This is a genomic window from Burkholderia sp. MSMB1459WGS (genome assembly GCF_001534535.1).
GTDB lineage: Bacteria > Pseudomonadota > Gammaproteobacteria > Burkholderiales > Burkholderiaceae > Burkholderia.
The window spans coordinates 249,045-275,009 of record NZ_LPMU01000061.1; the positions used below are offsets into that span (position 1 = coordinate 249,045).

Here is a 25,965-nt window from a genome sequence, read left to right on the forward strand (position 1 = left end):
AATGACGAAATTCAGCGCCTATGTCAACGAAGAAACCCAGCGCGGCCTATAGCGAAGCATCGATCAAGGTGCTCAAGGGTCTCGAGCCGGTCAAGCAGCGGCCCGGCATGTACACCCGTACCGAAAATCCGCTGCACATCATCCAGGAAGTCATCGACAACGCGTCCGACGAGGCACTCGGCGGCTACGGCAAGCAGATCACGGTCACGCTGCACACCGACCAGTCGGTGTCGGTCGAAGACGACGGCCGCGGCATCCCGTTCGGCATGCACCCGGAAGAAGGCGTGCCGGTGGTCGAGATCGTGTTCACGCGCCTGCATGCGGGCGGCAAGTTCGACAAGGCCGCCGGCGGCGCGTATACGTTCTCGGGCGGCCTGCACGGGGTGGGCGTGTCGGTGACGAACGCACTCGCGACGCGTCTCGACGTGACGGTCTGGCGCGACGGCAAGATCGCCGAGCTCGGCTTCGCCGACGGCGACGTCGTGAAGCCGCTCGCGACGCAAGCCGCGGGCCGCAGCGAGAAGAAATCCGGCACGCGCGTGCAGGTGTGGCCGAATCCGAAGTATTTCGATTCGCCGAACCTGCCGCTCGGCGAGCTGCAGCGCCTGCTGCGCTCGAAGGCCGTGCTGCTGCCGGGCGTCGAGGTCGTGCTCGTCAACGAAAAGACCGGCGAGCGCCAGACGTGGAAGTATGAAGACGGCCTGCGCGGCTACCTGCTCGACGAAATGAACGGCAGCGAGCTCTTGATCCCGCTGTTCGAAGGCGAGCGTTTCGCCGATTCGCGTTCGACCGACGAAACCTTCGCCGAGGGCGAAGGCGCGTCGTGGGTCGTCGCATGGAGCGAGGAAGGCTCGCTCGTGCGCGAGTCGTACGTGAACCTGATCCCGACGCCGGCAGGCGGCACGCACGAGTCGGGCCTGCGCGACGGTCTCTATCAGGCGGTGAAGAGCTTCGTCGAGCTGCACAACCTGCAGCCGAAGGGCGTGAAGCTGCTCGCGGAAGACGTGTTCGCGCGCGTGTCGTTCGTGCTGTCCGCGAAGGTGCTCGATCCGCAGTTCCAGGGGCAGATCAAGGAGCGGCTGAACAGCCGCGACGCGGTGAAGCTCGTGTCGTCGTTCTCGCGTCCGGCGCTCGAACTGTGGCTGAACCAGCACGTCGAGCACGGCAAGAAGCTCGCGGAGCTCGTGATCAAGCAGGCGCAGGCGCGCACGCGCGCGGGCCAGAAGGTCGAGAAGCGCAAGAGCTCGGGCGTCGCGGTGCTGCCGGGCAAGCTGACCGATTGCGAGACGGAAGATATCGCGCGCAACGAGCTGTTCCTCGTCGAAGGCGATTCGGCGGGCGGCTCTGCGAAGATGGGGCGCGACAAGGAATACCAGGCGATCCTGCCGCTGCGCGGCAAGGTGCTGAACACGTGGGAAACCGAGCGCGACCGCCTGTTCGCGAACAACGAGGTGCACGACATCTCGGTCGCGATCGGCGTCGATCCGCACAGCCCGGACGACTCCGTCGACCTGTCGAACCTGCGCTACGGCAAGATCTGCATCCTGTCGGACGCGGACGTCGACGGCTCGCACATCCAGGTGCTGCTGCTCACGCTGTTCTTCAAGCATTTCCCGCAATTGATCGAGCGCGGCCATGTCTATGTGGCGCGCCCGCCGCTGTTCCGCGTCGACGCGCCCGCGCGCGGCAAGAAGCCCGCGCAGAAGCTCTATGCGCTCGACGACGGCGAGCTCGAAGCGATCCTCGACAAGCTGCGCAAGGACGGCGTGCGCGACACGCAGTGGAGCATCAGCCGCTTCAAGGGTCTCGGCGAAATGAGCGCGGAGCAGCTGTGGGACACGACGATGAACCCCGATACGCGCCGCCTGATGCCCGTGAAGCTCGGCGAGCTCGACTACGAGGCGACCGTCGCGCGGATGACGATGCTGATGGGCAAGGGCGAGGCAGCCGCGCGGCGCGGCTGGCTCGAGGAAAAGGGCAACGACGTCGAAGCGGACATTTAAGCGGATCTGCCGCGCGGCCGGGCATGACGCCCGGTCCGGCCTCACGCCACTTACGAATACGGAATTCAGATGGACGACAATACTTCCGATCTCTTTGCCAGCCCCGACGCGCCGGAGAGCGACGCGCTGACGCTCGGCAACTACGCGGAGCAGGCGTATCTCAGCTACGCGGTCAGCGTCGTGAAGAGCCGCGCGCTGCCCGACGTGTGCGACGGCCAGAAGCCGGTGCAGCGCCGGATTCTCTACGCCATGAACGAAATGGGCCTTGGGCCCGACGCGAAGCCGGTGAAGTCGGCGCGCGTGGTCGGCGACGTGCTCGGTAAATACCATCCGCACGGCGACCAGTCGGCGTACGACGCGCTCGTGCGTCTCGCGCAGGATTTCTCGCTGCGCTATCCGCTGATCGACGGGCAGGGCAACTTCGGCTCGCGCGACGGCGACGGCGCGGCGGCGATGCGTTACACGGAAGCGCGCCTCACGCCGATCGCGAAGCTGCTGCTCGACGAGATCGACCAGGGCACGGTCGACTTCATGCCGAACTACGACGGCTCGTTCGAGGAGCCGAAGACGCTGCCGAGCCGCATGCCGTTCGTGCTGCTGAACGGCGCGTCGGGCATCGCGGTCGGCCTCGCCACCGAAATCCCGTCGCACAACCTGCGCGAAGTGGCGGCCGCGGCGGTCGCGCTGATCCGCAATCCGAAGCTCACGCACGCGGAGCTGATGAACCTGATTCCCGGGCCGGATTTCCCCGGCGGCGGCCAGATCATCTCGAGCGACACCGAAATCTCGGCGGCGTACGAAACGGGCCGCGGCAGCCTGAAGGTGCGGGCGAAGTGGAAGATCGAGGATCTCGCGCGCGGCCAGTGGCAGCTCGTCGTGACCGAGCTGCCGCCGAACACGTCGGGCCAGAAGGTGCTCGAGGAAATCGAGGAGCTGACCAACCCGAAACTCAAGCTCGGCAAGAAGACGCTGACGCCCGAGCAGCTCAACACGAAGAAGGCGATGCTCGACCTGCTCGACGCGGTGCGCGACGAGTCGGGCAAGGAAGCGGCGGTGCGGCTCGTGTTCGAGCCGAAGTCGCGCACGATCGACCAGACGGAATTCGTGAACACGCTGCTCGCGTACACGAGCCTCGAATCGAACGCGACGCTGAACCTCGTGATGATCGGCGCCGATGGCCGGCCGGGCCAGAAGGGCCTGCTGACGATCCTCGACGAATGGGTGAAGTTCCGCCAGTTGACGATGACGCGTCGTTGCCGCCATCGTCTCGCGAAGGTCGACGACCGCATCCACATCCTCGAAGGGCGGATGATCGTCTTCCTGAACATCGACGAGGTGATCCGCATCATCCGCGAGTCGGACGAGCCGAAGGCCGCGTTGATGAGCGCGTTCGGGCTCAGCGAGCGGCAGGCCGAGGACATCCTCGAAATCCGCCTGCGCCAGCTCGCGCGGCTCGAGAAGATCAAGATCGAGAAGGAACTCGAAGCGCTGCGCGACGAGAAGGCGAAGCTCGAGGAACTGCTCGCGAACGAAAGCGCGATGAAGCGGCTGATGATCAAGGAGATCGAGGCCGATGCGAAGCAGTACGGCGACGATCGCCGCACGCTGATCCAGCAGGAAAAGCGCGCGACGTTCGAGGCGAAGGTGGTCGACGAGCCGGTGACGGTGGTCGTATCGCAGAAGGGCTGGGTGCGTGCGCTGAAGGGCCACGGGCTCGACCCGGCCGGCTTCACGTTCAAGGCGGGCGATCACCTGTACGCGGCCTTCCAGTGCCGCACGCCGGATCGGCTGATCGCGTGGGGCAGCAGCGGCCGCGTGTATTCGGTCGACGTGTCGGTGCTGCCGGGCGGGCGCGGCGACGGCGTGCCGGTCACGTCGCTGATCGAGCTCGAGTCGGGCTCGCACCTGATGCACTACTATGCGGCGCCGGCCGACCAGCAACTGCTGCTCGCGTCGAGCAACGGCTTCGGCTTCATCGCGAAGGTCGGCGACATGGTGAGCCGCGTGAAGGCCGGCAAGTCGTTCATGACCATCGATGCGGGCGCGGTGCCGCTCGCGCCGATGCCGGTGCTGCCGAACGCGACGCAGGTCGCGTGCCTGTCGAGCGGCGGGCGCCTGCTCGTGTTCGGGATGGACGAGATGAAGACGCTGTCCGGCGGCGGGCGCGGCGTGATTCTGATGGCGCTCGACGACAAGGAAACGCTCGTGCAGGCGCTGGCGATCGATCCGGCGGGCGTCGTGCTGATCGGCACCGGCCGCGGCGGCAAGGCGCAGGACGACACGCTGTCGTACGCCGGGCTCGCGCCGCACATCGGCAAGCGCGCACGCAAGGGCCGCGCGCCGGAGACGAAGCTCAAGGTCGTCAACGAGCTGCGTCCGCTGCTCGGCTGACGCCGCGCGCGATCGCCCGGTTCAGCCGCGATAGAAGGCCGCACGTCCGCTTCGGCGGGCGTGCGGCCTTTTCTTTTCGGTGCGGGGATGCGGGTAAGCAAGCGTGGCGTTGTCACGCGGAACTTGCAAAATAATGTGAAATCGCGCCGAGGGCCTGAACCGCGACGCGGCTGGCGGGTCGAACGTCGCTTGATGCCGCGTGCGACGCGGCCGTTCGTTGCACCCCACTCATCACAGGATCGTCCCCATGTCCCACGCCGTTGCCGTCGCGCTGTTTCTTCACCTGCTGGCCGTCGCCGTGTGGGTAGGCGGGATGGTCTTCGCCAACTTCTGCCTGCGCCCGGCGCTGTCCGACCTGTCGCCGCAGCTCCGGTTGCCGCTGATCGAAGGCGTGTTCGGCCGCTTCTTCAACTGGGTGTCGGGGGCCGTGATCGTGATCCTGCTGTCCGGCGGGTTCCTGCTGATGAACTTCGGCGGGGCGCACGCGACGTGGTCGCTGCATGCGATGGCCGGGCTCGGCGTCGTGATGATGCTGATCTTCGGGCACATCCGCTTCGCGCTGTTCCCGCGCATTCGCCGTGCGGTGCAGGCGCAGAACTGGCCGGACGGCGCGCGCGCGGTAAACGCGGTGCGCCTGCTCGTCGTCGTGAATCTCGTGCTCGGCGTCGTCACGATCGGCGCGGCCGTGCTGTCGCGCGGTTTCTGAGCGGCCGGCGCCCGCCGCGGCCGCAGGCCGCTGGCCTGGCCGCATGCGCCGCTACGCGGCCAGCATCGCGTCGAGCAGCCATGAGCCGGCCGGCCCGAGCGGCCGGTTGCGCGACCAGACCGCGTCCACCCGCACGCGGCGCGGCCAGCCGCGCGAGCGTAGCTCGCACAGGCGGTCGCGCGCGAAGTGCTCGACCATCCAGCGCGGCAGCTCCGCCCAACCGAACCCCAGTACGGCCATCTCCAGCAGCATCAGGTAGCTCGGCGCCAGCCAGTGCTGCGTGCCGACGACGATCCGGTCGTCGGTGCCGCGGCCTTCCGCCTTCACGTACGTATTGAGGCGCAGTTCGCGCACGTCACGCAGCGCCGCGTGCGGCACCTCGGCGTCGCCGTATTCGGCGAGCGCGTGCTTGCGGCCCACGAACAGCCCGATCTCCGATTCCTCCGCCACCGTCGCCGCGCCGATATCGGCCGGGTAGGCGGCGCGCGCGGCCATCAGCCCGAGTTGCGCGCGGCCTTGCTGGATCAGGTCGAGCACGTCGTCGTGCTCGGCGATCTGGCATTCGAGCTCGAGCGCCGGAAAGCGCCGTTCGAGCGCCATCAACGTCTCTTCGTAGCGCTTCGACTGGTACGTATCGGACACGACGAGCGTGAGCCGCGCTTCCTCGCCGTGCGCGAGCCGCGCGGCCGTGCGGTCGATCGCCGCGCTGGCTTCGAGCGCGCGCTGCACCTGCGGCAGCAGTGCGCGCCCGGCGTCGGTGAGCGTCGGCGTGCGCGTCGAGCGATCGAACAACTGCACGCCGAGATCGATTTCGAGGTTCGCGATCGCCTCCGACACGGTCGACTGACGCTTGCCGAGCTTGCGTGCGGCGGCCGTAAACGAGCCGAGCAGCGCCGCCTCGGCGAATGCGAGCAGGGCTTCCGGGGCGTGGTGCATGCAGTGCTCCTGGCGGCTTCATATCGGTGAAACCGATGATATCAAACTGGATTCATCCGGTATCGCCGATCAAAATGGCCGCCATGAATCAGGTCATGCCTTGGAGGACATCATGAAACAGACGAATAAAACGGTGACGGAACGCCTGCTGCACGCGCTGACGTTCGAACTGGTGGCGATCGCGCTGTGCGCGCCGATCGGCGCGTGGCTGCTCGACATGCCGGTGTCGCACGTCGGTGTGCTGACGGTGATGGTGTCGCTGATCGCGATGGCGTGGAACATGACCTTCAACGCGCTGTTCGACCGCTTCGAGCGGCGAGCCGGGTTGTCGCGCACGCTCGGCATGCGGATCGCGCACGCGGTGACGTTCGAGCTCGGCCTCGTCGCGATGGTGGTGCCGGTTGCCGCGTGGTGGCTGAACGTGAGCCTCGTCGAGGCGCTGCTGCTCGACCTCGGCATCGTGCTGTTCTTCCTGCCTTACACGTTCTGCTTCAACCTCGCATACGACGCGCTGCGCGCGCGCTGGATGGCACGCCGGGTCGCGATGCAGGCCGGTTGACGGAGCCGGGCACGCAGGGCGTTGGCGGGTTGGAGGCGGCCGCCCGTCAGTGCGCGGCGGCCCACAGCCACACGCTGCACGCGACGGCGACCGCGCCGTACACGGCATAGACGGGCACCTTGAAGCGCGTGAAGCACAGCGTCGCGAAGGCGCCCGTCAGCCAGTAGACCGGGTCGGCGGGCTCGCGATGCAGGATCTTCACGACGGCGACCACGAGAAAGCCCGTCGTCGCCGCGCGCAGCAGGCGCATCCCGTGCTCGAAGCGCGAATGGCGCTTGAGCCGGAACAGGTGGTTGTGCGCGAACACGACGAGGCATCCCGACGGGATGAACAGCGCGGCGGTGGCGAGCAGCGCGCCGACCCAGCCGTCGGTCAGGTAGCCGAGAAACGGCACCACGTTCAGCAACGGCCCCGGCGCGACCGGCGACAGCGCGAATGCCAGCGTGAAGTCGTGATCGGAGATGCCTGTTGCCGGCGAGACGAACAGCGTCTTGAGCACCGGCAGCGCGGAGAAGCCGCCGCCGAACAGCGTCATGCCGGCGCCCGCGAGGCGCGGCCACAGCAGCTCCGCCTGGTAATTGCCGGGCAGCGGCACCGCGAACAGCAGGACGAGCACGCCGAGCAGCACGAGCAGGCCGCGGTCGCGCTTGGACAGCGTGAAATCGACCGCGTCGCGTTGCGACGGCCCCGTCAGCCAGCCCGCTGCAAACGCGGCGAACAGAATCCCGACGAAAGCGGCCGGACTATGCGCGAAAGCAAGCAGAATCGTCGATAGCGCGGCAATCGACTGTTCGAGCCGCGTGCGCGCGAGCGAGCGCAACTGCTTGACCCACGTGACGCCGATCAACGCGGCGAGCACCATCCCGAAGTGATTGATCAGCATCGGCGCCGCAAGCGAGCGCACGAGCGGCGTCCGATAGAAGATCGCGAACAGCGTCATCAGGATCGAGAACGGCAGCACGCTGGCAAGACCGGCGACCCATGCGCCGGCACGGCCGTGCAGCGTTTGGCCGACCTGCACGGCGACGTTGCAGCCGACGGGGCCCGGGACGAGCCACGCGAGCGCGACGAGATCGCCGAAGACGTGCGGCTCGATCCGCTGCAGCCGCTCGACGTAATGGCGTTCGAGTTGCGCCATCATCGAAAGCCCGCCCCACGAGACGGCCGAAATGCCGGCGACGACCTTGAACAAGGCCCATAGGGATGCCGGTGCCTCTTCGACACGAGCGGTCGCTTCGATTTCGACGGTTGTCATGATTGTGTGGTTGGCACAGGGCCGGATCTCTCGCGTATGGCCATGCCGGCGGCCCGCCGACACGTAGGCCCTCCCGATTTTCCGCCGCGCATCATGACACTGCCATGCGCGAAAACGCTAGTTAATGAACTCGACGATCGGATCGGAAAACGAAACAATTGCGACGGCGCGCAACGCGCGCCACGGTGCTCAGGCGCCCGTGCTGCCGGTCGCGCGATGCGCGACGACGTTCGGATGATCGCCACGCACGCCGAAGCGTGCGATCAGCGCGGGAATCGCATCGGCCGGCACCGGGCGCGAGAACAGGAAGCCCTGCGCCTCGATTTCGCCGAGCGTGGACAGCCACGTGATCTGCTCCTCGGTCTCCGTGCCCTCGACGACTACGGTCAGCCCGAGCGAGCGCGCGAGATGTACGATCGACGACACCATCACGCACACGCTGCGATCGGTCGGAATCGCCTGCACGAACGAGCGGTCGACCTTCAGCGTGTCGACGGAGAAGCGGTGCAGGTACGACAGCGACGAATAGCCGGTGCCGAAATCGTCGAGCGCGATCCGGATGCCGAGCTTCTTCAGCGCGACGATCTTCTCGGATACGAGTTCCGGATATTCCATCATCGCGGTTTCGGTGATCTCGATCTCGAGCCGGTTCGCGTCGATGCCGGTGTCCTGCAGCGCCTGCGAGATCGTCTCGATCAGGTCGCCGCGCCAGAACTGCACCGGCGAGATGTTGACCGCGAGCGTCAGCGTGTCGTGGCCCTCGTCGCGCCAGCGCGCGATCTGCTCGCACGCGGTGCGGATCACGAAGTCGCCGATCGGCACGATCAGGCCGGTCGATTCGGCGATCGAGATGAACTCGTTCGCGGAGATGACGCCGTGTTCCGGATGATCCCAGCGCGCGAGCGCCTCGAAGCCGGTGATATAGCGGTGCGTGAGGTCGATCTTCGGCTGGTACGCGAGGAACAATTGCCCTTCGGCGAGCGCGACGCGTAATTGCTGTTCCCAGCGCATCAGGTGGTCGGCGCGGTGCGACAGATGCGGCGCATAGAACTGGTAGCAGTTCTTGCCGGCATCCTTCGCGCTGTACATCGCGAGGTCGGCCTTCTTCAGCAGGTCGATCTCGCTCTCGTTCGCGACGGTGTGCAGCGCGATGCCGATGCTCGCATGCAGCACGAACGAACTGCCGCGTACGTCGAACGGCTCGCTGAACATCCGGATGATCGCTTCCGCGAGCCGCACCGCACGCCGCTCGACGTCGTCGCCCTTCATCACGACGACGAACTCGTCGCCGCCGATGCGTGCGAGCGAGCCTTCGTCGCCGACCGCGTCGGCCAGGCGCGACGCGGTCATCTGCAGCACGATGTCGCCGGCGTTGTGGCCGAGCGTGTCGTTGACGGTCTTGAAGTTGTCGAGATCGATGAACAGCAGGCCGAGCCGCGACAGGCTCGCGGGCATCGACACGTCGTTGCGCAGCCCGCGCAGCGTCGCATAGCGGTTCGCGAGGCCGGTGAGCAGATCGTATTCGGCGAGCTGCGTCATTTCGCGCTCGCGGCCGAGCAGCTTGCCGATCAGGCCCGTCGCGACGCCGAAGAACGCGAGCATCGCGAGCGTGATGAAGCTCGTCATCAGCAGGTAGACGTTGCGCGTGTGGTAGTAGTCCGCGAACTCTTCCGTCTGCGACAGCCCGACCATCACCGCGAGCGGGTAGCCGTCGAGGTGGCGGTACGACACGATGCGCGTCACGCCGTCGATCGGATCGATGATCGTGCCCGTCACGCGCTCCGCGATCGGGTAGACGCCCGAGGCCGAAAACGCGCCCGGCGCGTTGCTCACCGAACCCGTGCGCCGTGCGAGCACCGCGCCCGTGTCGGATACGACCGCGATCACGCCTTCCTTGCCGATCGCCGCGTTGTTGTAGAAATCGTTCGTGAAGTAGCTCGGGTCTTCCGACACCACGACGATGCCCGCGAAGCTGCCGTCCGGGTTGTTCAGGCGCCGCGTCATCTGCAGCGTCCAGTGGCTCGACACGCGGCCGAGCACGGGCTTGCTGATGAAGAGGCGGTCGTCGTTGTGCGCGAGATGGACCTTGAAGTGCTCGCGATCGGACAGGTTGATCGGTTGCGGATGGAGTTCGGCGGTGTTCGCGAACAGGATGCCCTTCGCGTTGACGAGCGACACCTGGATCAGCGTGTCGCTCGGCACGACGCCTTTTTCGACGGCGCTCGCGAGATTGAAGCGCGCCGGCGATTTCTCGAATTCGAACTTGACGAAGCGGGTGATCTGGTCGACCTGGTGGATCGCCTTGACCGTATGCTGCTCGAGCGCGGACGACAGGATCGCCGCGGAGGCCGCCGCTTCCTTGTAGGCGCTGTCCTTTTCGACGGACAGACGCGCGATGATCACGGCCCACAGTAGCGCGAGCGCCAGCATCCCGAGCAGCGGGATGGCAAACAACGCACGCCGGCGCGATTTGCGCGGCGCGCGCAGCGGCCGGTTCGGCGGCGTGTGGTTGGACCGGGCGGAGCTCATCGAAGAGGGCGGCGTCCTGCTCGCGTGCGCCATCCGTCTGGATGGCCGGCTATGGTTCGGATTGTCCCGACGTCTGTTCGTTCGCGGGACGCGCAACCATGGACAGACCTCCGAAACAACGGATTAGGCCCGATATTACTGGCTGGAACGTTTTTGCGATAGTTGGGCGAAGCGTAGGGCGCCGGACGAGCCGGCGCCATCGCACATCGCGAAATGTCAGGCGGGCGACCGGAACGTGCCGTCGACGACCGTGACGACGTGGCCGCCGATCCAGGTCGTGCCGTCTTCGTCGTAGCTGACGAAGATGCGGCCGTCGCGACCGATCGCCGTGCCCTGGCGGGCCGTGTACGACTGGCCGGGGCGGCGTTCCTGCCGCGTCAGCAGCCCGGCCAGCGCGGCGTTCGCGCTGCCGGTGACGGGATCCTCGCCGGGGGTGCCGAACTGGCCTCCCGTCATCAGGCAGCGGATCTCGAACGTCGCGGGGCCGCCTTCGGCGTGCGGCGCGTAGGCCGCCACGCCGTGTACGCCGTAGCGGTGCGTAAGCGCCGCGAGCGCGGCCGGATCGGGCGACAGGCCGATGCACGCGTCGGCCGACTTCAGCCGCACGACCAGCCACGGCGCGCCGTTGTCCACCGCGCACGGCTCGGCGTCCAGGTCGAGCGCGTCGCTGTGCAGCGCGGCGGCCAGTGCCGGGTAGTCCGAACGGTCGAGCGGCGTGACGCGCGCCGGCGGCGCGGCGAATGCCCAGCCGCCGGCCTGCTCGCGCAGCGCGACCCGGCCGACCCCGCATTGCTGGATCAGCCGGCCCGGCGTGCGCGGCCGCGCACCGCTTTCCAGGAACGCATGCGCGGTGCCGAGCGTCGGGTGGCCGGCGAACGGCAGTTCGCCGCCCGTCGTGAAGATCCGCACGCGATAGTCGGCTTGCGGATCGGTCGGCGTGCAGAGGAACGTCGTTTCCGACAGGTTCGTCCAGCGGGCGATCTCGAGCATCGCGTCGTCGCCGAGCGCGTCGGCGTCGAACACCACGGCAAGCGGATTGCCCTTGAACGGCACCGACGTGAACACGTCGACCTGCTTGAAGCGAACGAGACGGCCGGGCATCGCGGTGCGTCCGTTACGCGACTTCGGCGATCAGTTCGATTTCGACGCACGCGCCGAGCGGGATCTGCGCGACGCCGAACGCCGAGCGCGCATGCTTGCCCGCATCGCCGAACACTTCGGCGATCAGCTCCGATGCGCCATTCGTCACGACGTGCTGTTCGGTGAAGTCGAGCGTCGAATTGACGAGGCTCATCAGCTTGACGATGCGCGTGACCTTGTTCAGGTCGCCGGTGTGCGCGTGCAGCGTCGCGAGCAGATCGATCGCGATCGAGCGGGCGGCCGCCTTGCCGTCTTCCGTTTGCAGATCCGCACCGAGCTTGCCGGCCCAGACCTTGCCGTCCTTCTTCGCGATATGGCCCGACAGATAGACGGTGTTGCCGCTTTGCGCGCTCATCACGTAGGCGGCGGCCGGTGCGCCGGCGGTCGGGAGCTCGATGCCGAGCGACTTCAGTTTGTCGTAGACGTTAGCCATGCGTTCGATTCCTCGTAGAGAGTCGTGACAGGGAAAAAGGGGATCAGAGGCGCTCGCGCAGCAGCTTGCCGAGGCGCGCGACGCCTTCCTCGATCTTCTCGGGCGGCACCGTCACGAACGACAGACGCAGCGTGTTCTGCTGCGCGTTCTCCGCGAAGAACGGCGCGCCCGGCACGAAGGCGACGTGGTTGTCGACGGCCGCGGCGAGCAGCTTCATGCTGTCGATCTGCGCGGGCAGATTCACCCAGATGAACATCCCGCCTTCCGGACGGTTCCACGTGACGCCTTCCGGCATGTGGCGCGCGAGCGCGCCGAGCATCGCGTCGCACTGCGAGCTGTACAGCTCGCGGATCGTCGGGATGTGCTCGTCGAGGAAGCCGTCCTTGATCACTTCGTGCGCGATGCGCTGCGTGAGCGTCGGCGTGTGCAGGTCGGTGGCCTGCTTGGCCTGCACGAGCTTGAAGTGGAGTTCTTCGGGCGCAATGATGTAGCCGATCCGCAGGCCCGGCGCGAGCACCTTCGAGAACGTGCCGAGGTGCACGACGTGATCGGGCGCCATCGACAGCATCGTCGGCAGCGGCTCGCCCCGGTAGTTCAGCGCGCCGTACGGATCGTCCTCCAGCACCGGAAACGGGCTCGACTGCGCGAACGCGGCGAGCGCGCGGCGGCGCTCGACGGGCAGGCGGCGGCCGGTCGGGTTCTGGAAGTTCGGCTGCGCGTACAGCAGGCGCGCGCCTTGCGTGAGTTCAGGCGTGAGGCCTTCCGGCAGCAGGCCCTGCTCGTCGGTGGGCACCTGCACGTAGCGCGGCTCGTACAGCGAGAACGACTGCAGCGCGCCGAGGTAGGTCGGCGTTTCGACGAGGATCGGGCTGCCCGGGTCGACCAGCGCCTTGCCGAGCAGGTCGAGCGCCTGCTGCGAGCCGGTCGTGATCAGCACCTGCGACACGCGCACGCTGTAGCGTTCGGCGATCCACTCGCGCAGCGGCAGGTAGCCTTCGGTCGCGCTGTACTGGAGCGCGGCGGCCGGCGCGTCGCGCAGCACACGGTCGGCGGCGGCGCGCATGCGTTCCGCCGGGAACGTCGCGGGGGCGGGCAGGCCGCCGGCGAACGAGATGACCTCGGGGCGCTCCGTGACCTTCAGGATCTCGCGGATCGCAGAGCTCGTCAGCTTGCGGGCGCGTTCGGAAAGCTGCCAGTGCGGCGGATGCAGGTCGCTCGGATTCATAGTCTCCTCGTTCGGGTATCGTGGTCAGTCAAGAAAGGTCGCTCGGGCGGATCGTTTCGACGCCGCCGGGTGGGCGAACGCGAGCGCGATCGAGCCTTCGCGGCTGGGTGGGCACGGCCAGTCTGGCAAACCGATCAGGCAAAGCAGCCATTATGGCGTACCTGTTCAGCCGGCGCGAGCGGGATGCGGCGCCGTGGCGACCGCCGAGCGGCGCCCGAGCACCACGGTCGCGATCACGGCGGCGGCGAACAGCCACGTCGACGACGTGACCGTTTCGCCGAACAGCAGTGCGGAAAACGCGATCGTGAAGAAAATCTGCAGCAGTTGCACCTGGCCCACGCGCGCGGTGCCGCCCATCGCGAGCCCCGCGTACCACGCGAAAAAGCCGATGAACTGCGAAAAAAGGGTCACGTAGCCGAACGCGAGCCACGTGCGCAGCGCGAGCGGGCCCGGATGCGCGGCGTGCTGCAGCCACGCGAGCCAGCCGACCGGCAGCACGAGGAACGGCGCCGATACGACGAGCGCCCAGCAGATCACCTGCCAGCCGCCGATCTGGCGCGCGAGCCGCGCGCCTTCCGCATAGCCGAGCGCGCCGATGCCGACCGCGACGAGCATCAGCGCGTCGCCGGCCTGCACTGCGCCGCCGCCGTCGCGCAGCGCGAATGCGATCACGAGCGCGCTGCCGGCCACCGCGCTGGCCCAGAACGCCTTCGACGGCCGTTCGTGCGACAGCCATGCCGCGTACAGCGCGACGAACAACGGCTGCAACCCGTTGACCACCGCGCCGTGCGATGCCGGCACCGATTTCATCGCCCAGGCCGAGAACACCGGATACGCGATGATCACGCCGGCCGACGTGATCGCGAGGCTTTTCAGTTGCGTGCGCGTCGGCAGCGGCTCGCGGCGCCACCACAGCAGCAGGCCGGCCGGCACGGCGGCGGCGAGCGCGCGGCCGAGCCCGTTGAGCAGCGGGTTGAGTTCGGATACGACGATCCGCGTCATCGGCAGCGTCAGGCTGAAAATCATCACGCCGATGAGGCCGAGCAGCATGCCCCGGGTTTCGCGCGAATTCATGTCGAGGGTGTCTCCGTCTTGCAGGGCGGTTACGATCGGGTGGGCGTTCAGCGCAGCGTGCGCGGGCCCTGCGGCGTGTCGAATTCGGCGACGAGCGCCGGCGGACCGTCGGTCGATTCGACGTCGATCAGGTGAGCGGCGCCGAGCCAGTCGAGCTGTTCGCGGATCGCATCCGCGCGCGGGTGGGCGCCCTTGAGTGCCTTCAGCGCGATGCCGTCGCCGGGCAGCGATTCGGCCGGATGGCGCGGGCTGTCCCACTGGATCAGCGACGGCACGAGGCCGTCGCCTGCGCCTTGCCAGGCGGGGAAGCTGCCGTCGTCGGGCACCGTGAGGCCCCAGCTCAGGTCGCCGCGTCGCATCGCGACGACGGGCGCGATACGGGCCGGATACTGGCGCTGCCACAGCGCAAGCTGGCGCGGGCGGTCGACGCGCGCGACCCAGTGCGCGAGAAACGGGCCCTGCGCGAGCCGCGCGTGGAGCGCCGGATCGTCGAGGCCGAACAGCCGCGCGCGCGGCGGCTTTGCGTCGTCGTCCGGCGCGGGCGCGTCGGGGTCGATCGCGATCACTTCGAGGTAAAGCCCGCCCCACGCACCGAACAATGCATTGTGGGTCCGCATCAGCGGGTGGCGGCCGCCGCCGGCCGGTTCGATGCCGAGCGCATCGGCGACATGGCGCACGCCTTCGTCGAGGGTGCGCGCGGCAATCACGAGGTGGTCGAGTGTCAGGGAGCGAGCTGGCATGAGCGTCGGGCGGGAAGCGTAAGTGTCATGGTAAGCGGGCGAGGCGCCGGGCGGGGGCCGGACCGGCCGGCGCCCGGCCGCGATGCGGGCCGGCAGGCGCGGCGCCACGTGCGGCGGGGCCGAACCGGCGGCCGCACGATCGCCATTCCGGTCAACTGTAATCGTCGCTACCAGCACAGTAACGGTACAATCGGCGCGATAGCCTTCGGTACAGTTGGAGCCGCCGCCCATGTCCACCGTCCCACTCGCCCAGATTCCCGCGCCGCACGACACGGCCACGCTCACGCTCGTCGACCAGTTGGTCCAGTGGGCGCGGCGGCGTATCGACGAACGCGTGTTCCGTCCCGGCATGCGCATGCCGTCGATCCGCAAGCTCGCGCTCGACAAGAGCGTGTCGCGCTTCACCGTCGTCGAGGCCTACGAGCGCCTCGTCGCGCAGGGCTACCTCGACTCGCGGCGCGGCTCCGGCTTCTACGTGCGCGAGCGCACGGGCACCGGCCCGCAGCCGGCCGACGGCGCCGCGCGCGTAGCCGAGGCCGCGCCCGTGCACAACACGATCGACGTCGTCTGGCTGCTGCGCAACATGCTGCACACCGTCAGCCCGGAGAAGGGCCCGGGCCTCGGCTACCTGCCGGGCCGCTGGCTCGACGGCGAGCTGATCACCGGCGCGCTGCGCGCGCTCGGGCGCCAGTCGGGCGCACAGATGCTCGGCTTCGGCACCGCGCAGGGCTTCCTGCCGCTGCGCCAGCAACTGCAGACGCGCCTCGCCGAAGTCGAGATCGGCGCGAAGCCCGAACAGATCGTGCTGGTTTCCGGTATCACGCAGGCAATCGACCTGATCTCGCGGATCTACATGCGGCCGGGCGATGCGGTGATCGTCGGCGATCCCGCTTGGTTCCAGATGTTCGGCCGTTTCGCGGCGCAGGGCGCGCAACTCGTCGGGATGCCGTATACGCCCGACGGCCCCGACCTCGATGCGCTCGAAACCCTGGTGCAGATGTGGAGGCCGAAGATGCTCGTGATCAATTCGGTGCTGCAGAACCCGACCGGCACGTCGCTGTCGGCCGCGCAGGCGTTCCGGATCCTGAAGCTCGCGGAGGCCTACGATTTCCTCGTCGTCGAGGACGACGTGTACGGCGACCTGTGCCCGCCGAGCTATCCGGCCACGCGCCTCGCGAGCCTCGACCAGTTGAAGCGGGTCATCTACCTCGGCAGCTACTCGAAGACGCTCGCGGCGAACTTGCGGGTCGGGTACGTGGCCTGCGCGCCGGAGATCGCGAAGGCGGTCACCGACCAGAAGATGCTGGTCGGGATGACGACGCCCGAGCTCAACGAGCGCGTGCTGTACAAGATCCTGACCGAAGGGCATTACCGGCGCCATGTCGAGCGGCTGCGCGCGCGGCTCGACGGCGTGCGCGACAAGACCGCCCGGATGCTCGAGCGCACGGGGCTCGGGCTCTTCACGATGCCGGCGGCCGGGATGTTCCTGTGGGCCGACACGGGCGTCGATTCGGACGCGCTCGCGGCGGTCGCGCACGAGGCCGGCTTCCTGCTGACGCCGGGCAGCCTGTTTTCGCCGCAGCAGTCGCCGTCCACGTGGATGCGCTTCAACGTCGCGAACTGCGGCGATCCGGCGCTGCCGGGGCTGCTGGCGCGCTATATCGATTCGGCGGTGCGGCGCGCGTCGTGACGCGGCGCCGCGGGCCGGCTCTTGAAATGCCGCGCACCGTCCCCAGATACGCGCGCAAACCGCCGGCGCCCGGCGGTCGTCCTTCGTGGGGCCGCCGGCATCGCGCGCCGGGCGCCGGCGTCACCCCTTTTCAGTTCAAGTAAGAGGAAACAGTATCCATGGCACACGAAACGATGAGCTTTCAGGCAGAGGTCAAGCAACTCCTCCACCTGATGATCCATTCGCTCTACAGCAACAAGGAAATCTTCCTGCGCGAACTGGTGTCGAATGCGTCCGACGCAGCCGACAAGCTGCGTTTCGAAGGGCTCGCGGACAACGCGCTGTACGAGAACGATCCGAACCTGCGCATCCGCATCGGCTACGACAAGGCCGCGCGCACGATCACGATCGACGACAACGGCATCGGCATGAGCCGCGACGAGGCGATCGCGAACCTCGGCACGATCGCGCGTTCGGGCACCAAGGAGTTCTTCACGAAGCTGTCCGGCGACCAGCAGAAGGACGCGGCGCTGATCGGCCAGTTCGGCGTGGGCTTCTACTCGGGCTTCATCGTCGCCGACAAGATCACCGTCGAAACGCGCCGCGCGGGCCTGCCGGCGAATGAAGCCGTGCGCTGGGAAAGCGCCGGCGAGGGCGATTTCACGATCGACGCGATCGAGCGCGCGCAGCGCGGCACGACGATCACGCTGCACCTGCGCGAAGGCGAGGACGACCTGCTGTCGTCGCATCGCCTGAAATCGATCATCCAGAAGTACTCCGACCACATCGCGCTGCCGATCCTGATGCGCAAGGAAGAGTGGGATCAGGAGAAGGGCGAGATGGTCCTGAAGGACGAGGACGAGACCGTCAACCAGGCGAGCGCGCTGTGGACGCGTTCGAAGGGCGAAATCACCGACGAGCAGTACACGCAGTTCTACCAGCACATCGCGCACGATCACCAGGATCCGCTCACGTGGACGCACAACCGCGTCGAGGGCCGCAGCGAATACACGCAGTTGCTGTTCGTGCCGGCGCGCGCGCCGTTCGACCTGTGGAATCGCGACTACCGCGGCGGGCTGAAGCTGTACGTGAAGCGCGTGTTCATCATGGACGACGCCGAGCAGCTGCTGCCGCAGTATCTGCGTTTCGTGAAGGGCGTCGTCGATTCGGCCGACCTGCCGCTGAACGTCTCGCGTGAAATCCTGCAGGAAAGCCGCGACGTGAAGGCGATCCGCGAAGGCGTGACCAAGCGCGCGCTGTCGATGCTCGAAGAGCTCGCGAACGCGGAAGACGACGCCGGCAAGGAGAAGTACAAGACGTTCTGGAGCGCGTTCGGCCAGGTGCTGAAGGAAGGCGTCGGCGAGGATCACGCGAACCGCGAGCGCATCGCGAAGCTGCTGCGCTTCGCGTCGACGCACGGCGACACCGACGCGCAGGACGTGTCGCTCGCCGACTACGTGTCGCGCATGAAGCCGGAGCAGAGCAAGATCTACTACGTGACCGCCGACACGTGGCAGGCCGCGAAGAACAGCCCGCATCTGGAAGTGTTCCGCAAGAAGGGCGTCGAGGTGCTGCTGCTGACCGACCGCGTCGACGAATGGATGCTGTCGTTCCTGCACGAATTCGACGGCAAGCCGCTCGCGAGCGTGGCCCGCGGCGATCTCGACCTCGGCGAGCTGAACGACGAGGAGAAGAAGGCGCAGGAGCAGGCGGGCGAGGCGATCAAGCCGGTCGTCGAGAAGATGAAGGAAGCGCTCGGCGACAAGGTGAAGGAAGTGCGCGTCACGTTCCGCCTGACCGATTCGCCGTCGTGCCTCGTCGCGGACGACAACGACATGAGCGGCTACCTGCAGCGGATGCTGAAGGCCGCCGGCCAGAATGCGCCGGCGATGCAGCCGATCCTCGAGATCAATCCCGAGCACGCGCTCGTGAAGCAGCTGAAGGCCGACAGCGCCGATTTCGGCGACTGGTGCCATCTGCTGTTCGATCAGGCGCTGTTGGCCGAAGGCGGCATGCTCGACGATCCGGCGAGCTTCGTGAAGCGGACCAACGCGCTGCTGCTGTCGCGCGCCGCGTGAACGTGCGCATGCGATTCGACGGCGCCCGGGCCGGCTGGCGCGAGACGCCGCGTCCTGGCTGCACGCTCGACCAGCGCGACTGGCTGACGCGCGGCGGATCGCTGACCGCGCACCTCGCGCGGCTCGGCCGCGTGAACGTGCGCGTGACGCGCGAGGCCGTCGGCTCGCCGTGGTTCGACGAGCCGGACGCGCTCGCCAGTTCGCCGCGCGCGCCGATGTGGGTGCGCGAGGTGATTTTGTCGGTCGACGGCACGCCTTACGTCGCCGCGCACAGCATTGCGCCGCTCGCCGCCAGCAAGGGCGTGTGGCAGGCGATGCGGCGGCTGCGCACGCGGCCGCTTGCGGAGCTGCTGTACAGCGATCCGCAGGTCGAGCGCTCGGCGCTCGTGAGCCGGCGCGTGATCGCCGGTCATCCGTTGTATGCGCTCGCGAGCCATGCATTGCAGGGCGCGCGCGCGCCGCATGCGTTTGCCGCGCGGCGCTCGGTGTTCCAGCGTCACGGCAAGCCGTTGATGGTCACCGAGTGCATGCTGCCGGCGCTGTGGCGCCATCTCGATGCGTACGGCGACGGGCCGCAATCGGGCGGGCCGCGATCGGCCGGGCCGCACGGAGGCGCGTGATGTTGCAGGGCTTTCCGCCCGTCGTCGCGGCGAATACGCACACGATGATTCTCGGCAGCTTTCCGGGCGAGGCGTCGCTCGACGCCGCGCAGTACTACGCGCATCCGCGCAACCAGTTCTGGCGGCTGCTCGGCGCGGTGCTCGGCGAGCCGATGCTGCACGAATTGCCGTACGACGCGCGGCTCGAGCGCGTGCTGTCGCACGGCATCGGCATCTGGGATGTGCTGGATGCGTGCCATCGCCAGGGCAGTCTCGATTCCGCGATCAGGAATGCAAAGCCGAACGACTTCGATTCGCTGCGCGCGCATGCGCCGTTGCTCAAGCGCGTGTGCTTCAACGGCAAGACGGCCGGGCGATTCGCCGACGTGATCGGCCAGGCCGGGTACGAGACGCTCGTGCTGCCTTCGTCGAGCCCGGCGAATGCAATGCTGTCGTTCGAGCAGAAGCTCGAGCACTGGCGTCGCATCGTGCTTTGATCGACCGGGCGCTGCCGGCGGCATGTGCGGCCAGCGCATCGGTGCGATCGAAACGACGCCGCCGTCAGGCGGCGAAAACGACTTCGATGTGTCCTGCGGCTTCCGACCGCCGGTCTGGCCCGACGACAATCTGCACGTCGCGTCCGAGCTTGGCGAGACATTCGAGCATCTTCGTCTCGCTCACGCCGCGAAACTGACCGCGCAACATGTTCGACAGCTTCGGCTGAGGGATGCCGAGCAATCGTGCCGCGTGCTGCTGCGTCCATTTGCGCGCCTTGATGATTTCCGCGATCTTCGCGGCGAGCTGGGCCTTCACCCGCATTTCGTCGGCATTGCGCATGCCCAGATCAGCGTAGACGTTCCCGCTGCCCTGTTCGATTGCGATCATCGCCTTTCTCCTGTTGCGTGTGCTTCGGCCGCTTTCAGACGTTCGCGGACGAGGTCGCTGTCCGGCCTGGGTGTCGCGACGCCGCTCGACGATTTCTTCTGGAAACAGTGCAGCACGTAGACGCTGCTACCCAGCTTCACCGTGTAGACCGCGCGGTACGTGCCGTTGTCTTCGGAGTCCACGATCTCCAGCACGCCTGCCGATCCGAATCCCTCAAGGGCTTGGCCCGATCGTGCTTGCGTCCCGTCTGCGCCAGATACAGCGCATACCCGAACGTGTCCTGCACGGCTTCGGGCATCGCCATCAAATCCTTGCGCGCCGAGCCAGTACAGCGGATCAATTTATCCCTATTTGGGTATAGATGGAAGGGCCGCCGAGGCATTCGGCGTGGCCGTTCAAATGCGGTGCCAGGAGCGGGGCAGACATGCGGCGGCCACCGAGGGGGCAGGGCCGGTTGTCGAGTGCCGCCGACGGGAAACGCGATGTGAACTTCCGGCCAGGAGGCCGCTGCTTCACAGTGTTGCGTCGCGTGGAGAGTCGAGACAATTCAGCCGTTTGACAGAGTGCTGTCGCGACGTATCGATGACGAAAGGAGGGCGTTGCTGACGAACCGCGATCACATGGGCTGGCGTGTCGCGTCGAAGCTCAATCGTCGTTGCCCCATCGCCAGCGGGGCTTCTCGCCCTTGATCCAGCACACGGCCGTCAGCAGCGCGACCAGCACCACGATGCACGCGCCGTACGCCACCGGCGATCGTTGCGGCGGCACCAGCCACGCGCTCGCGACGATCCCGATCGCGAACAGCAGCAGCACGACCCAGCCCTGCCACGCTACCGGTAATCCCCATCCCCATCCCCAGCCGTAGCGCTTCGCCGGGAACCAGATCTTCTTGTCGTTCGAAGTCATACGCGCTCCTGTGGATCCACGAACGCAGCGTAGCGCCGACGGGGTCCGGCGTCACGCGTGGCGGGATGCGCGTCGCGGCCTCCGTCTTCCGCCAATGCTATCCTCTCGTCCGCTCATCCAGCGTCACCCAGCGAGATTCAACCATCATGACCCGACTGATCAAGCGCGCGTCCGCCGAGGCACGCGCGTTCAAGCAACGCAAGCCGTCCGCCTACAACGGCTCCGAAAAGCTCCAGCCGCCGCGCGTGAAGCGCCGCCCGGACATCGACGAACACGACGACGTGCCGGTGCTCGAAGCGCCGCGCAAGCCGCGCTTCGCGCCCGTTACGTTCTCCGAAGAAGGCGGCGTGCGCTTCCTGCACTTCGGTACCGAGTGGGTGCAGGGCGCGATGCGGATTTCGAAGCCGCTGCATATCGAGCTCGAATACGCGCAGCAGATGATGGCGTGGCTGCTGTTCCTCGAAACGCCCGAGCGGATCGTCCAGCTCGGGCTCGGCACCGGCGCGCTGACCAAGTTCGCGCATCGTTTCCTGCCGCACGCGAAGGTCGAGGCCGTCGAGCTGAACCCGGCCGTGATCGTCGCCGCGCGCACGATGTTCGCGCTGCCGCCCGACGACGCGCGCCTCGTCGTGCACGAAGCCGACGCCTGGGACTTCGTCAACGATCCGGCCAACCGCGGCACGACCGGCGCGATTCAGATCGACCTGTACGACGCGACCGCGCGCGGCCCCGTGCTCGACAGCGTCGCGTTCTACCGCGCGGTGCGCGGCTGCCTCGCCGACGCCGGCATCGCGACGATCAACCTGTTCGGCGATCATCCGAGCTTCGTGCGCAACATGAAACACCTGAACGCGGCGTTCGATCACCGCGTGATCGCGCTGCCCGAGGTGCACGACGGCAACCGGATCGCGATTGCGTTCTCGGGCCCCGCGCTGGAGGTGTCGTTCGCTCAGCTCGACACCCGCGCGAAGCTGATCGAGGACACGCTGAAGCTGCCCGCGCGCAAGTGGGTGAAAGCTTTGAAAGAAACGACGGGCGCACGCGACGCCGCGTTCGCGATCTGACGGCGGATGCATCGGCGGCAGGCCGGTGCAACCGCGCGACAAGGGGCGGATCACCTCGGGTTCGCCCCTGCTTGACCGCGTGCTCGCGGCTCCTATACTGGCGCGAAGCCAGGGGAGCCGCAGCCTACCCGTTTTGCCGCTCCTCTCGGTGCCGTACCCGCTCAACAAGATCGATAACCGGGATAGAAGAGGAGACGTCATGGCTCACGATGTCGACGCCAACCGAGCCGCCAAGCGCTGGCTCTGGCTGCTGGTACTGCCGCTGATCGCGATGGTCTGGGTGCCGTCGTACAGCAAGATCGAACCGCAATGGTTCGGTTTTCCGTTTTTCTACTGGTACCAGTTGCTGTGGGTCTTCATCAGCGCGGTGATCACCGCGTTCGTGTATTTCAAGACCAAGAACGCATGGAAGGCGAGCGGCCCGCAAGGAGGTGCGCAATGAATCTCGGCGCGACCTTCGTCTTCGTCCTGTTGTTCATCGGCGTCACGATCATCGGCTTCCTGGCCGCGAACTGGCGGCGCGGCGATCTTGCCCATCTCGACGAATGGGGCCTCGGCGGCCGCCGCTTCGGCACGATCGTCACGTGGTTCCTGCTCGGCGGCGATCTCTACACGGCCTACACGTTCGTCGCGGTGCCCGCGCTCGTGTTCGGCGCCGGCGCGATGGGCTTCTTCGCGCTGCCGTACACGATCCTGATCTATCCGTTCGCGTTCGTCGTGTTCCCGAAGCTGTGGAGCATCGCGAAGCGGCACGGCTACGTGACGGCTGCCGATTTCGTCAACGCACGCTACGGCAGCCGCATGCTCGCGCTGGCGATCGCGGTGACGGGCATCGTCGCGACGATGCCGTACATCGCGCTGCAGCTCGTCGGCATCGAGGTGGTGATCGGAGCGCTCGGCTTCGACACGACCGGCTTCGTCGGCGATCTGCCGCTGATCATCGCGTTCGCGATCCTGGCCGCGTACACGTACACGTCGGGGCTGCGCGCGCCGGCGATGATCGCGATCGTGAAGGACGTGCTGATCTACGTCACGATCGCCGCCGCGATCATCGTGATCCCCGCGAAGCTCGGCGGCTTCGGGCACATCTTCTCCGCGGTGCCGCCCGCGAAGCTGCTGCTGAAGGCACCCGACGCGACGAGCCTGAACGGCTACAGCGCGTATGCGACGCTCGCGATCGGCTCGGCGCTCGCGCTGTTCCTGTATCCGCACTCGGTCACGGCGATCCTGTCGTCGTCGTCGGGCAATTCGATCCGCCGCAACATGGCGATGCTGCCCGCGTACTCGTTCGTGCTCGGTCTGCTGGCGCTGCTCGGCTACATGGCGCTCGCCTCCGGCGTGAAGGACATGCCGCAGTACGCGCCGTACTTCAAGGCGTTCGGCCCGAACTTCGCGGTGCCCGCGCTGTTCCTCGAGTATTTCCCGTCGTGGTTCGTCGGCGTCGCGTTCGCGGCGATCGGCATCGGCGCGCTGGTGCCGGCGGCGATCATGTCGATCGCGGCCGCGAACCTGTACACGCGCAACATCCATCGCGAGTTCGTCAACCGCAACATGTCGCATGACCAGGAGACGCACGTCGCGAAGCTCGTCTCGCTGATCGTGAAGGTCGGCGCGGTGGCGTTCATCCTCGGGTTGCCGCTGACCTACGCGATCCAGTTGCAGCTGCTCGGCGGGATCTGGATCATCCAGACGCTGCCGGCGATCGTGCTCGGCCTGTACACGCGCGTGCTCGACCATCGCGGCTTGCTGGCCGGCTGGGCGGCCGGCATCGTCTGCGGCACATGGATGGCGATCTCGCTGAAGCTGGCCAGTTCGATCTTCACGATCCACCTGTTCGGCCTCGCGATCCCCGGCTATGCGGCCGTGTGGTCGCTGATCGTGAACCTGGTGGTGTCGGTGGCGGTGAGCGTGCTGGTGCGCGCGATGGGCATGGCGCATGCGGAGGATCGCACGCGGCCGGAGGATTATCTCGACGTCGTCGAGGGTTGAGACGGCGTCGTGCGCGGCCGTGTGCCGCGCACGACGCTTTGCTCAGGAGCGAAAACGCCCGCCACCGCGAGGTGGCGGGCGTTTCCTTTGCGTCAGCCCTGCGCGCGTTTCGCGAGATCCTCGCGCTGCGACGGATCCTCGACGTTGACCATCCAGTGCACGCCGAAACGATCCTTCGCCATCCCGAAGCCGAGCGCCCAGAACGTCTTGCCGAACGGCATCGTCACTTCGCCGCCGTCGGCGAGCGCATTGAACAGCTTCTGGCCTTCGTCGACGGTCGCCGGGTTCAGCGACAGCGAATAGCCGGCGTGCGCGGCGCCGGTCGGCTGGCTGCAATCGCCGTCCGAGCACATGATCATCGAGTCGCCGATCGTGAAGCTCGCATGCATCACCTTGTCGCTCATTTCCGGCGGCATCGGGTAATCGGAATTCGGCGGTGCGTCCTTGAAGTGCATCTTGAACACGGTCTTTGCGCCGAGTGCTTTTTCGTAGAACTGAAGGGCTTCGTCGGCACGGCCGTAGAACGTCAGGTACGGTTGAACTTGCATCGTTGTCTCCTGGGATGAGCCGTGCCGGCGCGTCGGCGCTGGCTTGGCGTCGTGCAAGATTGACTGGGGAAAGGGCGCATCGGGAGGCGGCCGTCGCACCCGTGACGTGGATTGTAGTGCGCGCGCTTGACGATGGAATGAAAAATAAAAACGGCCGCGAACATCGCGTTCGCGGCCGTTGCAGCGCACGTACTGACGGCTGTTGTCAGTCTTGCTGACAGCCGCTGACGCGCGGCGCGGCTCAGCGCAGCGCGTCGATCAGCTTCTCGAGCTTCACCGCGTCGGCGGCGAATACGCGGATGCCTTCGGCGAGCTTTTCGGTCGCCATCGCTTCGTCGTTCAGCTGGAAGCGGAACGATGCTTCGTCGATCGCGACGCGCTCGGCCGGCTTGTCCTGCAGCGTTTCCGGGGACAGCTTGCGTGCGACCGTCTCGTTGCTCTCGTGCAGCTTCTGCAGCAAGTCGGGACTGATCGTCAGCAGGTCGCAGCCGGCGAGCTCGATGATCTGGCTCGTCGTGCGGAAGCTCGCGCCCATCACTTCGGTCTTGTAGCCGAACGTCTTGTAGTACGTGTAGATGCGGCGCACCGATTGCACGCCCGGATCGTTCGCGCCGCCGTCGCGCGCTTCGTTCCATTCCGCGCCGGCCTGCTTCTTGTACCAGTCGTAGATGCGGCCGACGAACGGCGAGATCAGTTGCGCGCCGGCTTCCGCGCACGCGGCGGCCTGCACGAGCGAGAAAAGCAGGGTCATGTTGCACTTGATCCCTTCCTTCTGCAGCACCTCGGCTGCGCGGATGCCTTCCCACGTCGACGCGAGCTTGATCAGGATGCGCTCGCGGCCGACGCCGGCGGCTTCGTACAGCTTGACGAGCTCGCGGCCCTTGTCGATCGAGCGCTGCGTGTCGAACGACAGGCGCGCGTCGACCTCGGTCGACACGCGGCCGGGGATCAGCTTCAGGATTTCGGTGCCGAATGCGATCAGCAGGCGGTCGATGATGAAATCGGTGCTTTCGTTGCGATGATCGCGGACGGTTTTCTCGAGGATCGGCTTGTACGCGTCCTTCTGGACGGCCTTCAGGATCAGCGACGGGTTCGTGGTCGCGTCCTGCGGCTTGTATTGCGCAAGCTGCTGGAAGTCGCCCGTGTCGGCGACGACGGTCGTGTACTGCTTCAGCTGGTCGAGTGCGGTAGTCATGGCGATTCGGAAGAAGAGCGCGGGGCGCCGGGTTCTCACGG

23 protein-coding genes and 1 pseudogene are annotated in these 25,965 nt (G+C 67.1%); 11 read left to right on the forward strand and 13 right to left on the reverse strand.

Translation table 11 applies throughout. The features are described from left to right. Positions 1 to 20 precede the first annotated feature (20 nt). The 3 genes from parE (at position 21) to WT97_RS23995 (ending at position 5,100) form a co-directional block, all read left to right on the forward strand. Positions 21 to 2,003: a DNA topoisomerase IV subunit B gene (parE, locus tag WT97_RS23985; RefSeq protein ID WP_059499161.1), complete on the forward strand. Its 1,983-nt coding sequence runs from the start codon at positions 21 to 23 to the stop codon at positions 2,001 to 2,003. Positions 2,004 to 2,072: 69 nt separating this feature from the next. Beyond that, positions 2,073 to 4,394, forward strand: coding sequence for a DNA topoisomerase IV subunit A (parC, locus tag WT97_RS23990; RefSeq protein WP_060354541.1), 2,322 nt, complete (start codon positions 2,073 to 2,075; stop codon positions 4,392 to 4,394). A 247-nt stretch (positions 4,395 to 4,641) separates the two neighbouring features. Then, positions 4,642 to 5,100 carry a CopD family protein gene (locus tag WT97_RS23995; RefSeq protein ID WP_060354542.1) on the forward strand — a complete coding sequence of 153 codons (459 nt, stop codon included), beginning with the start codon at positions 4,642 to 4,644 and terminating at the stop codon, positions 5,098 to 5,100. Between the two features lie 51 nt (positions 5,101 to 5,151). On the opposite strand, the gene WT97_RS24000 is transcribed toward WT97_RS23995, so the two are convergent. Beyond that, a complete protein-coding gene (locus WT97_RS24000; RefSeq protein WP_060354543.1) occupies positions 5,152 to 6,036 on the reverse strand; it encodes a LysR family transcriptional regulator in 885 nt (294 codons plus the stop codon). Positions 6,037 to 6,148: 112 nt separating this feature from the next. Here WT97_RS24000 and WT97_RS24005 point away from each other — a divergent pair, with 112 nt between their 5' ends. Then, positions 6,149 to 6,595 (forward strand): multidrug/biocide efflux PACE transporter, encoded by a 447-nt coding sequence (locus tag WT97_RS24005; RefSeq protein ID WP_060354587.1) that lies wholly within the window; start codon positions 6,149 to 6,151, stop codon positions 6,593 to 6,595. Positions 6,596 to 6,641: 46 nt separating this feature from the next. On the opposite strand, the gene WT97_RS24010 is transcribed toward WT97_RS24005, so the two are convergent. The 7 genes from WT97_RS24010 to WT97_RS24040 form a co-directional block, all read right to left on the reverse strand. Then, positions 6,642 to 7,850, reverse strand: coding sequence for a chromate transporter (locus WT97_RS24010; protein ID WP_060354544.1), 1,209 nt, complete (start codon positions 7,848 to 7,850; stop codon positions 6,642 to 6,644). 189 nt (positions 7,851 to 8,039) lie between these two features. Further along, complete coding sequence (locus tag WT97_RS24015; protein WP_060259654.1) at positions 8,040 to 10,379, reverse strand: EAL domain-containing protein; 2,340 nt, start codon at positions 10,377 to 10,379, stop codon at positions 8,040 to 8,042. A gap of 216 nt (positions 10,380 to 10,595) precedes the next feature. Then, on the reverse strand, positions 10,596 to 11,480 hold the full coding sequence (locus WT97_RS24020) for a PhzF family phenazine biosynthesis protein (RefSeq protein WP_060036818.1): 885 nt from the start codon (positions 11,478 to 11,480) through the stop codon (positions 10,596 to 10,598). 13 nt (positions 11,481 to 11,493) lie between these two features. Then, the gene (locus WT97_RS24025; protein WP_006478174.1) at positions 11,494 to 11,952 is read right to left on the reverse strand and encodes a RidA family protein; all 459 of its coding nucleotides are present in this window, start codon (positions 11,950 to 11,952) and stop codon (positions 11,494 to 11,496) included. A 43-nt stretch (positions 11,953 to 11,995) separates the two neighbouring features. Continuing rightward, positions 11,996 to 13,177: a PLP-dependent aminotransferase family protein gene (locus tag WT97_RS24030; RefSeq protein WP_059795953.1), complete on the reverse strand. Its 1,182-nt coding sequence runs from the start codon at positions 13,175 to 13,177 to the stop codon at positions 11,996 to 11,998. A 165-nt stretch (positions 13,178 to 13,342) separates the two neighbouring features. Beyond that, entirely contained in the window at positions 13,343 to 14,251 is a 909-nt protein-coding gene (locus WT97_RS24035) for a DMT family transporter (RefSeq protein ID WP_059499169.1), read from the reverse strand. A gap of 47 nt (positions 14,252 to 14,298) precedes the next feature. After that, positions 14,299 to 14,991, reverse strand: coding sequence for a VOC family protein (locus WT97_RS24040; RefSeq protein WP_060354545.1), 693 nt, complete (start codon positions 14,989 to 14,991; stop codon positions 14,299 to 14,301). Positions 14,992 to 15,220: 229 nt separating this feature from the next. Here WT97_RS24040 and WT97_RS24045 point away from each other — a divergent pair, with 229 nt between their 5' ends. From WT97_RS24045 to WT97_RS24060, 4 genes are all read left to right on the forward strand, one after another. Then, a complete protein-coding gene (locus tag WT97_RS24045; RefSeq protein WP_059795958.1) occupies positions 15,221 to 16,681 on the forward strand; it encodes a PLP-dependent aminotransferase family protein in 1,461 nt (486 codons plus the stop codon). A gap of 158 nt (positions 16,682 to 16,839) precedes the next feature. Then, on the forward strand, positions 16,840 to 18,738 hold the full coding sequence (htpG, locus tag WT97_RS24050; protein ID WP_060354546.1) for a molecular chaperone HtpG: 1,899 nt from the start codon (positions 16,840 to 16,842) through the stop codon (positions 18,736 to 18,738). An 8-nt stretch (positions 18,739 to 18,746) separates the two neighbouring features. Beyond that, the gene (locus WT97_RS24055) at positions 18,747 to 19,358 is read left to right on the forward strand and encodes a chorismate lyase (protein ID WP_060354588.1); all 612 of its coding nucleotides are present in this window, start codon (positions 18,747 to 18,749) and stop codon (positions 19,356 to 19,358) included. Continuing rightward, positions 19,358 to 19,834, forward strand: coding sequence for a DNA-deoxyinosine glycosylase (locus WT97_RS24060; RefSeq protein ID WP_059499173.1), 477 nt, complete (start codon positions 19,358 to 19,360; stop codon positions 19,832 to 19,834). Before WT97_RS24055 ends, WT97_RS24060 begins: the two co-directional genes overlap by 1 nt. 64 nt (positions 19,835 to 19,898) lie before the next feature. Here the strand turns inward: WT97_RS24060 and WT97_RS24065 are convergent, their stop codons facing one another. The 3 genes and pseudogenes from WT97_RS24065 to WT97_RS24075 form a co-directional block, all read right to left on the reverse strand. Further along, positions 19,899 to 20,222 (reverse strand): helix-turn-helix domain-containing protein, encoded by a 324-nt coding sequence (locus WT97_RS24065; protein WP_060354547.1) that lies wholly within the window; start codon positions 20,220 to 20,222, stop codon positions 19,899 to 19,901. After that, positions 20,219 to 20,520, reverse strand: a pseudogene (locus WT97_RS24070) (type II toxin-antitoxin system RelE/ParE family toxin). Before WT97_RS24070 ends, WT97_RS24065 begins: the two are co-directional and overlap by 4 nt. 347 nt (positions 20,521 to 20,867) lie before the next feature. After that, the gene (locus WT97_RS24075; protein WP_060354548.1) at positions 20,868 to 21,128 is read right to left on the reverse strand and encodes a hypothetical protein; all 261 of its coding nucleotides are present in this window, start codon (positions 21,126 to 21,128) and stop codon (positions 20,868 to 20,870) included. 146 nt (positions 21,129 to 21,274) lie between these two features. On the opposite strand from WT97_RS24075, the gene WT97_RS24080 reads away from it, so the two are divergent. From WT97_RS24080 to mctP, 3 genes are all read left to right on the forward strand, one after another. Continuing rightward, positions 21,275 to 22,192 carry a hypothetical protein gene (locus tag WT97_RS24080; RefSeq protein ID WP_060354549.1) on the forward strand — a complete coding sequence of 306 codons (918 nt, stop codon included), beginning with the start codon at positions 21,275 to 21,277 and terminating at the stop codon, positions 22,190 to 22,192. Positions 22,193 to 22,391: 199 nt separating this feature from the next. Beyond that, entirely contained in the window at positions 22,392 to 22,634 is a 243-nt protein-coding gene (locus WT97_RS24085; RefSeq protein WP_060354550.1) for a DUF3311 domain-containing protein, read from the forward strand. After that, a complete protein-coding gene (gene mctP, locus WT97_RS24090) occupies positions 22,631 to 24,181 on the forward strand; it encodes a monocarboxylate uptake permease MctP (protein ID WP_060354551.1) in 1,551 nt (516 codons plus the stop codon). Before WT97_RS24085 ends, mctP begins: the two co-directional genes overlap by 4 nt. Before the next feature lie 92 nt (positions 24,182 to 24,273). On the opposite strand, the gene WT97_RS24095 is transcribed toward mctP, so the two are convergent. Then, positions 24,274 to 24,729 (reverse strand): VOC family protein, encoded by a 456-nt coding sequence (locus WT97_RS24095; RefSeq protein ID WP_060354552.1) that lies wholly within the window; start codon positions 24,727 to 24,729, stop codon positions 24,274 to 24,276. Positions 24,730 to 24,970: 241 nt separating this feature from the next. Beyond that, complete coding sequence (gene tal / locus WT97_RS24100) at positions 24,971 to 25,924, reverse strand: transaldolase (protein ID WP_059499273.1); 954 nt, start codon at positions 25,922 to 25,924, stop codon at positions 24,971 to 24,973. Positions 25,925 to 25,965: the final 41 nt, after the last annotated feature.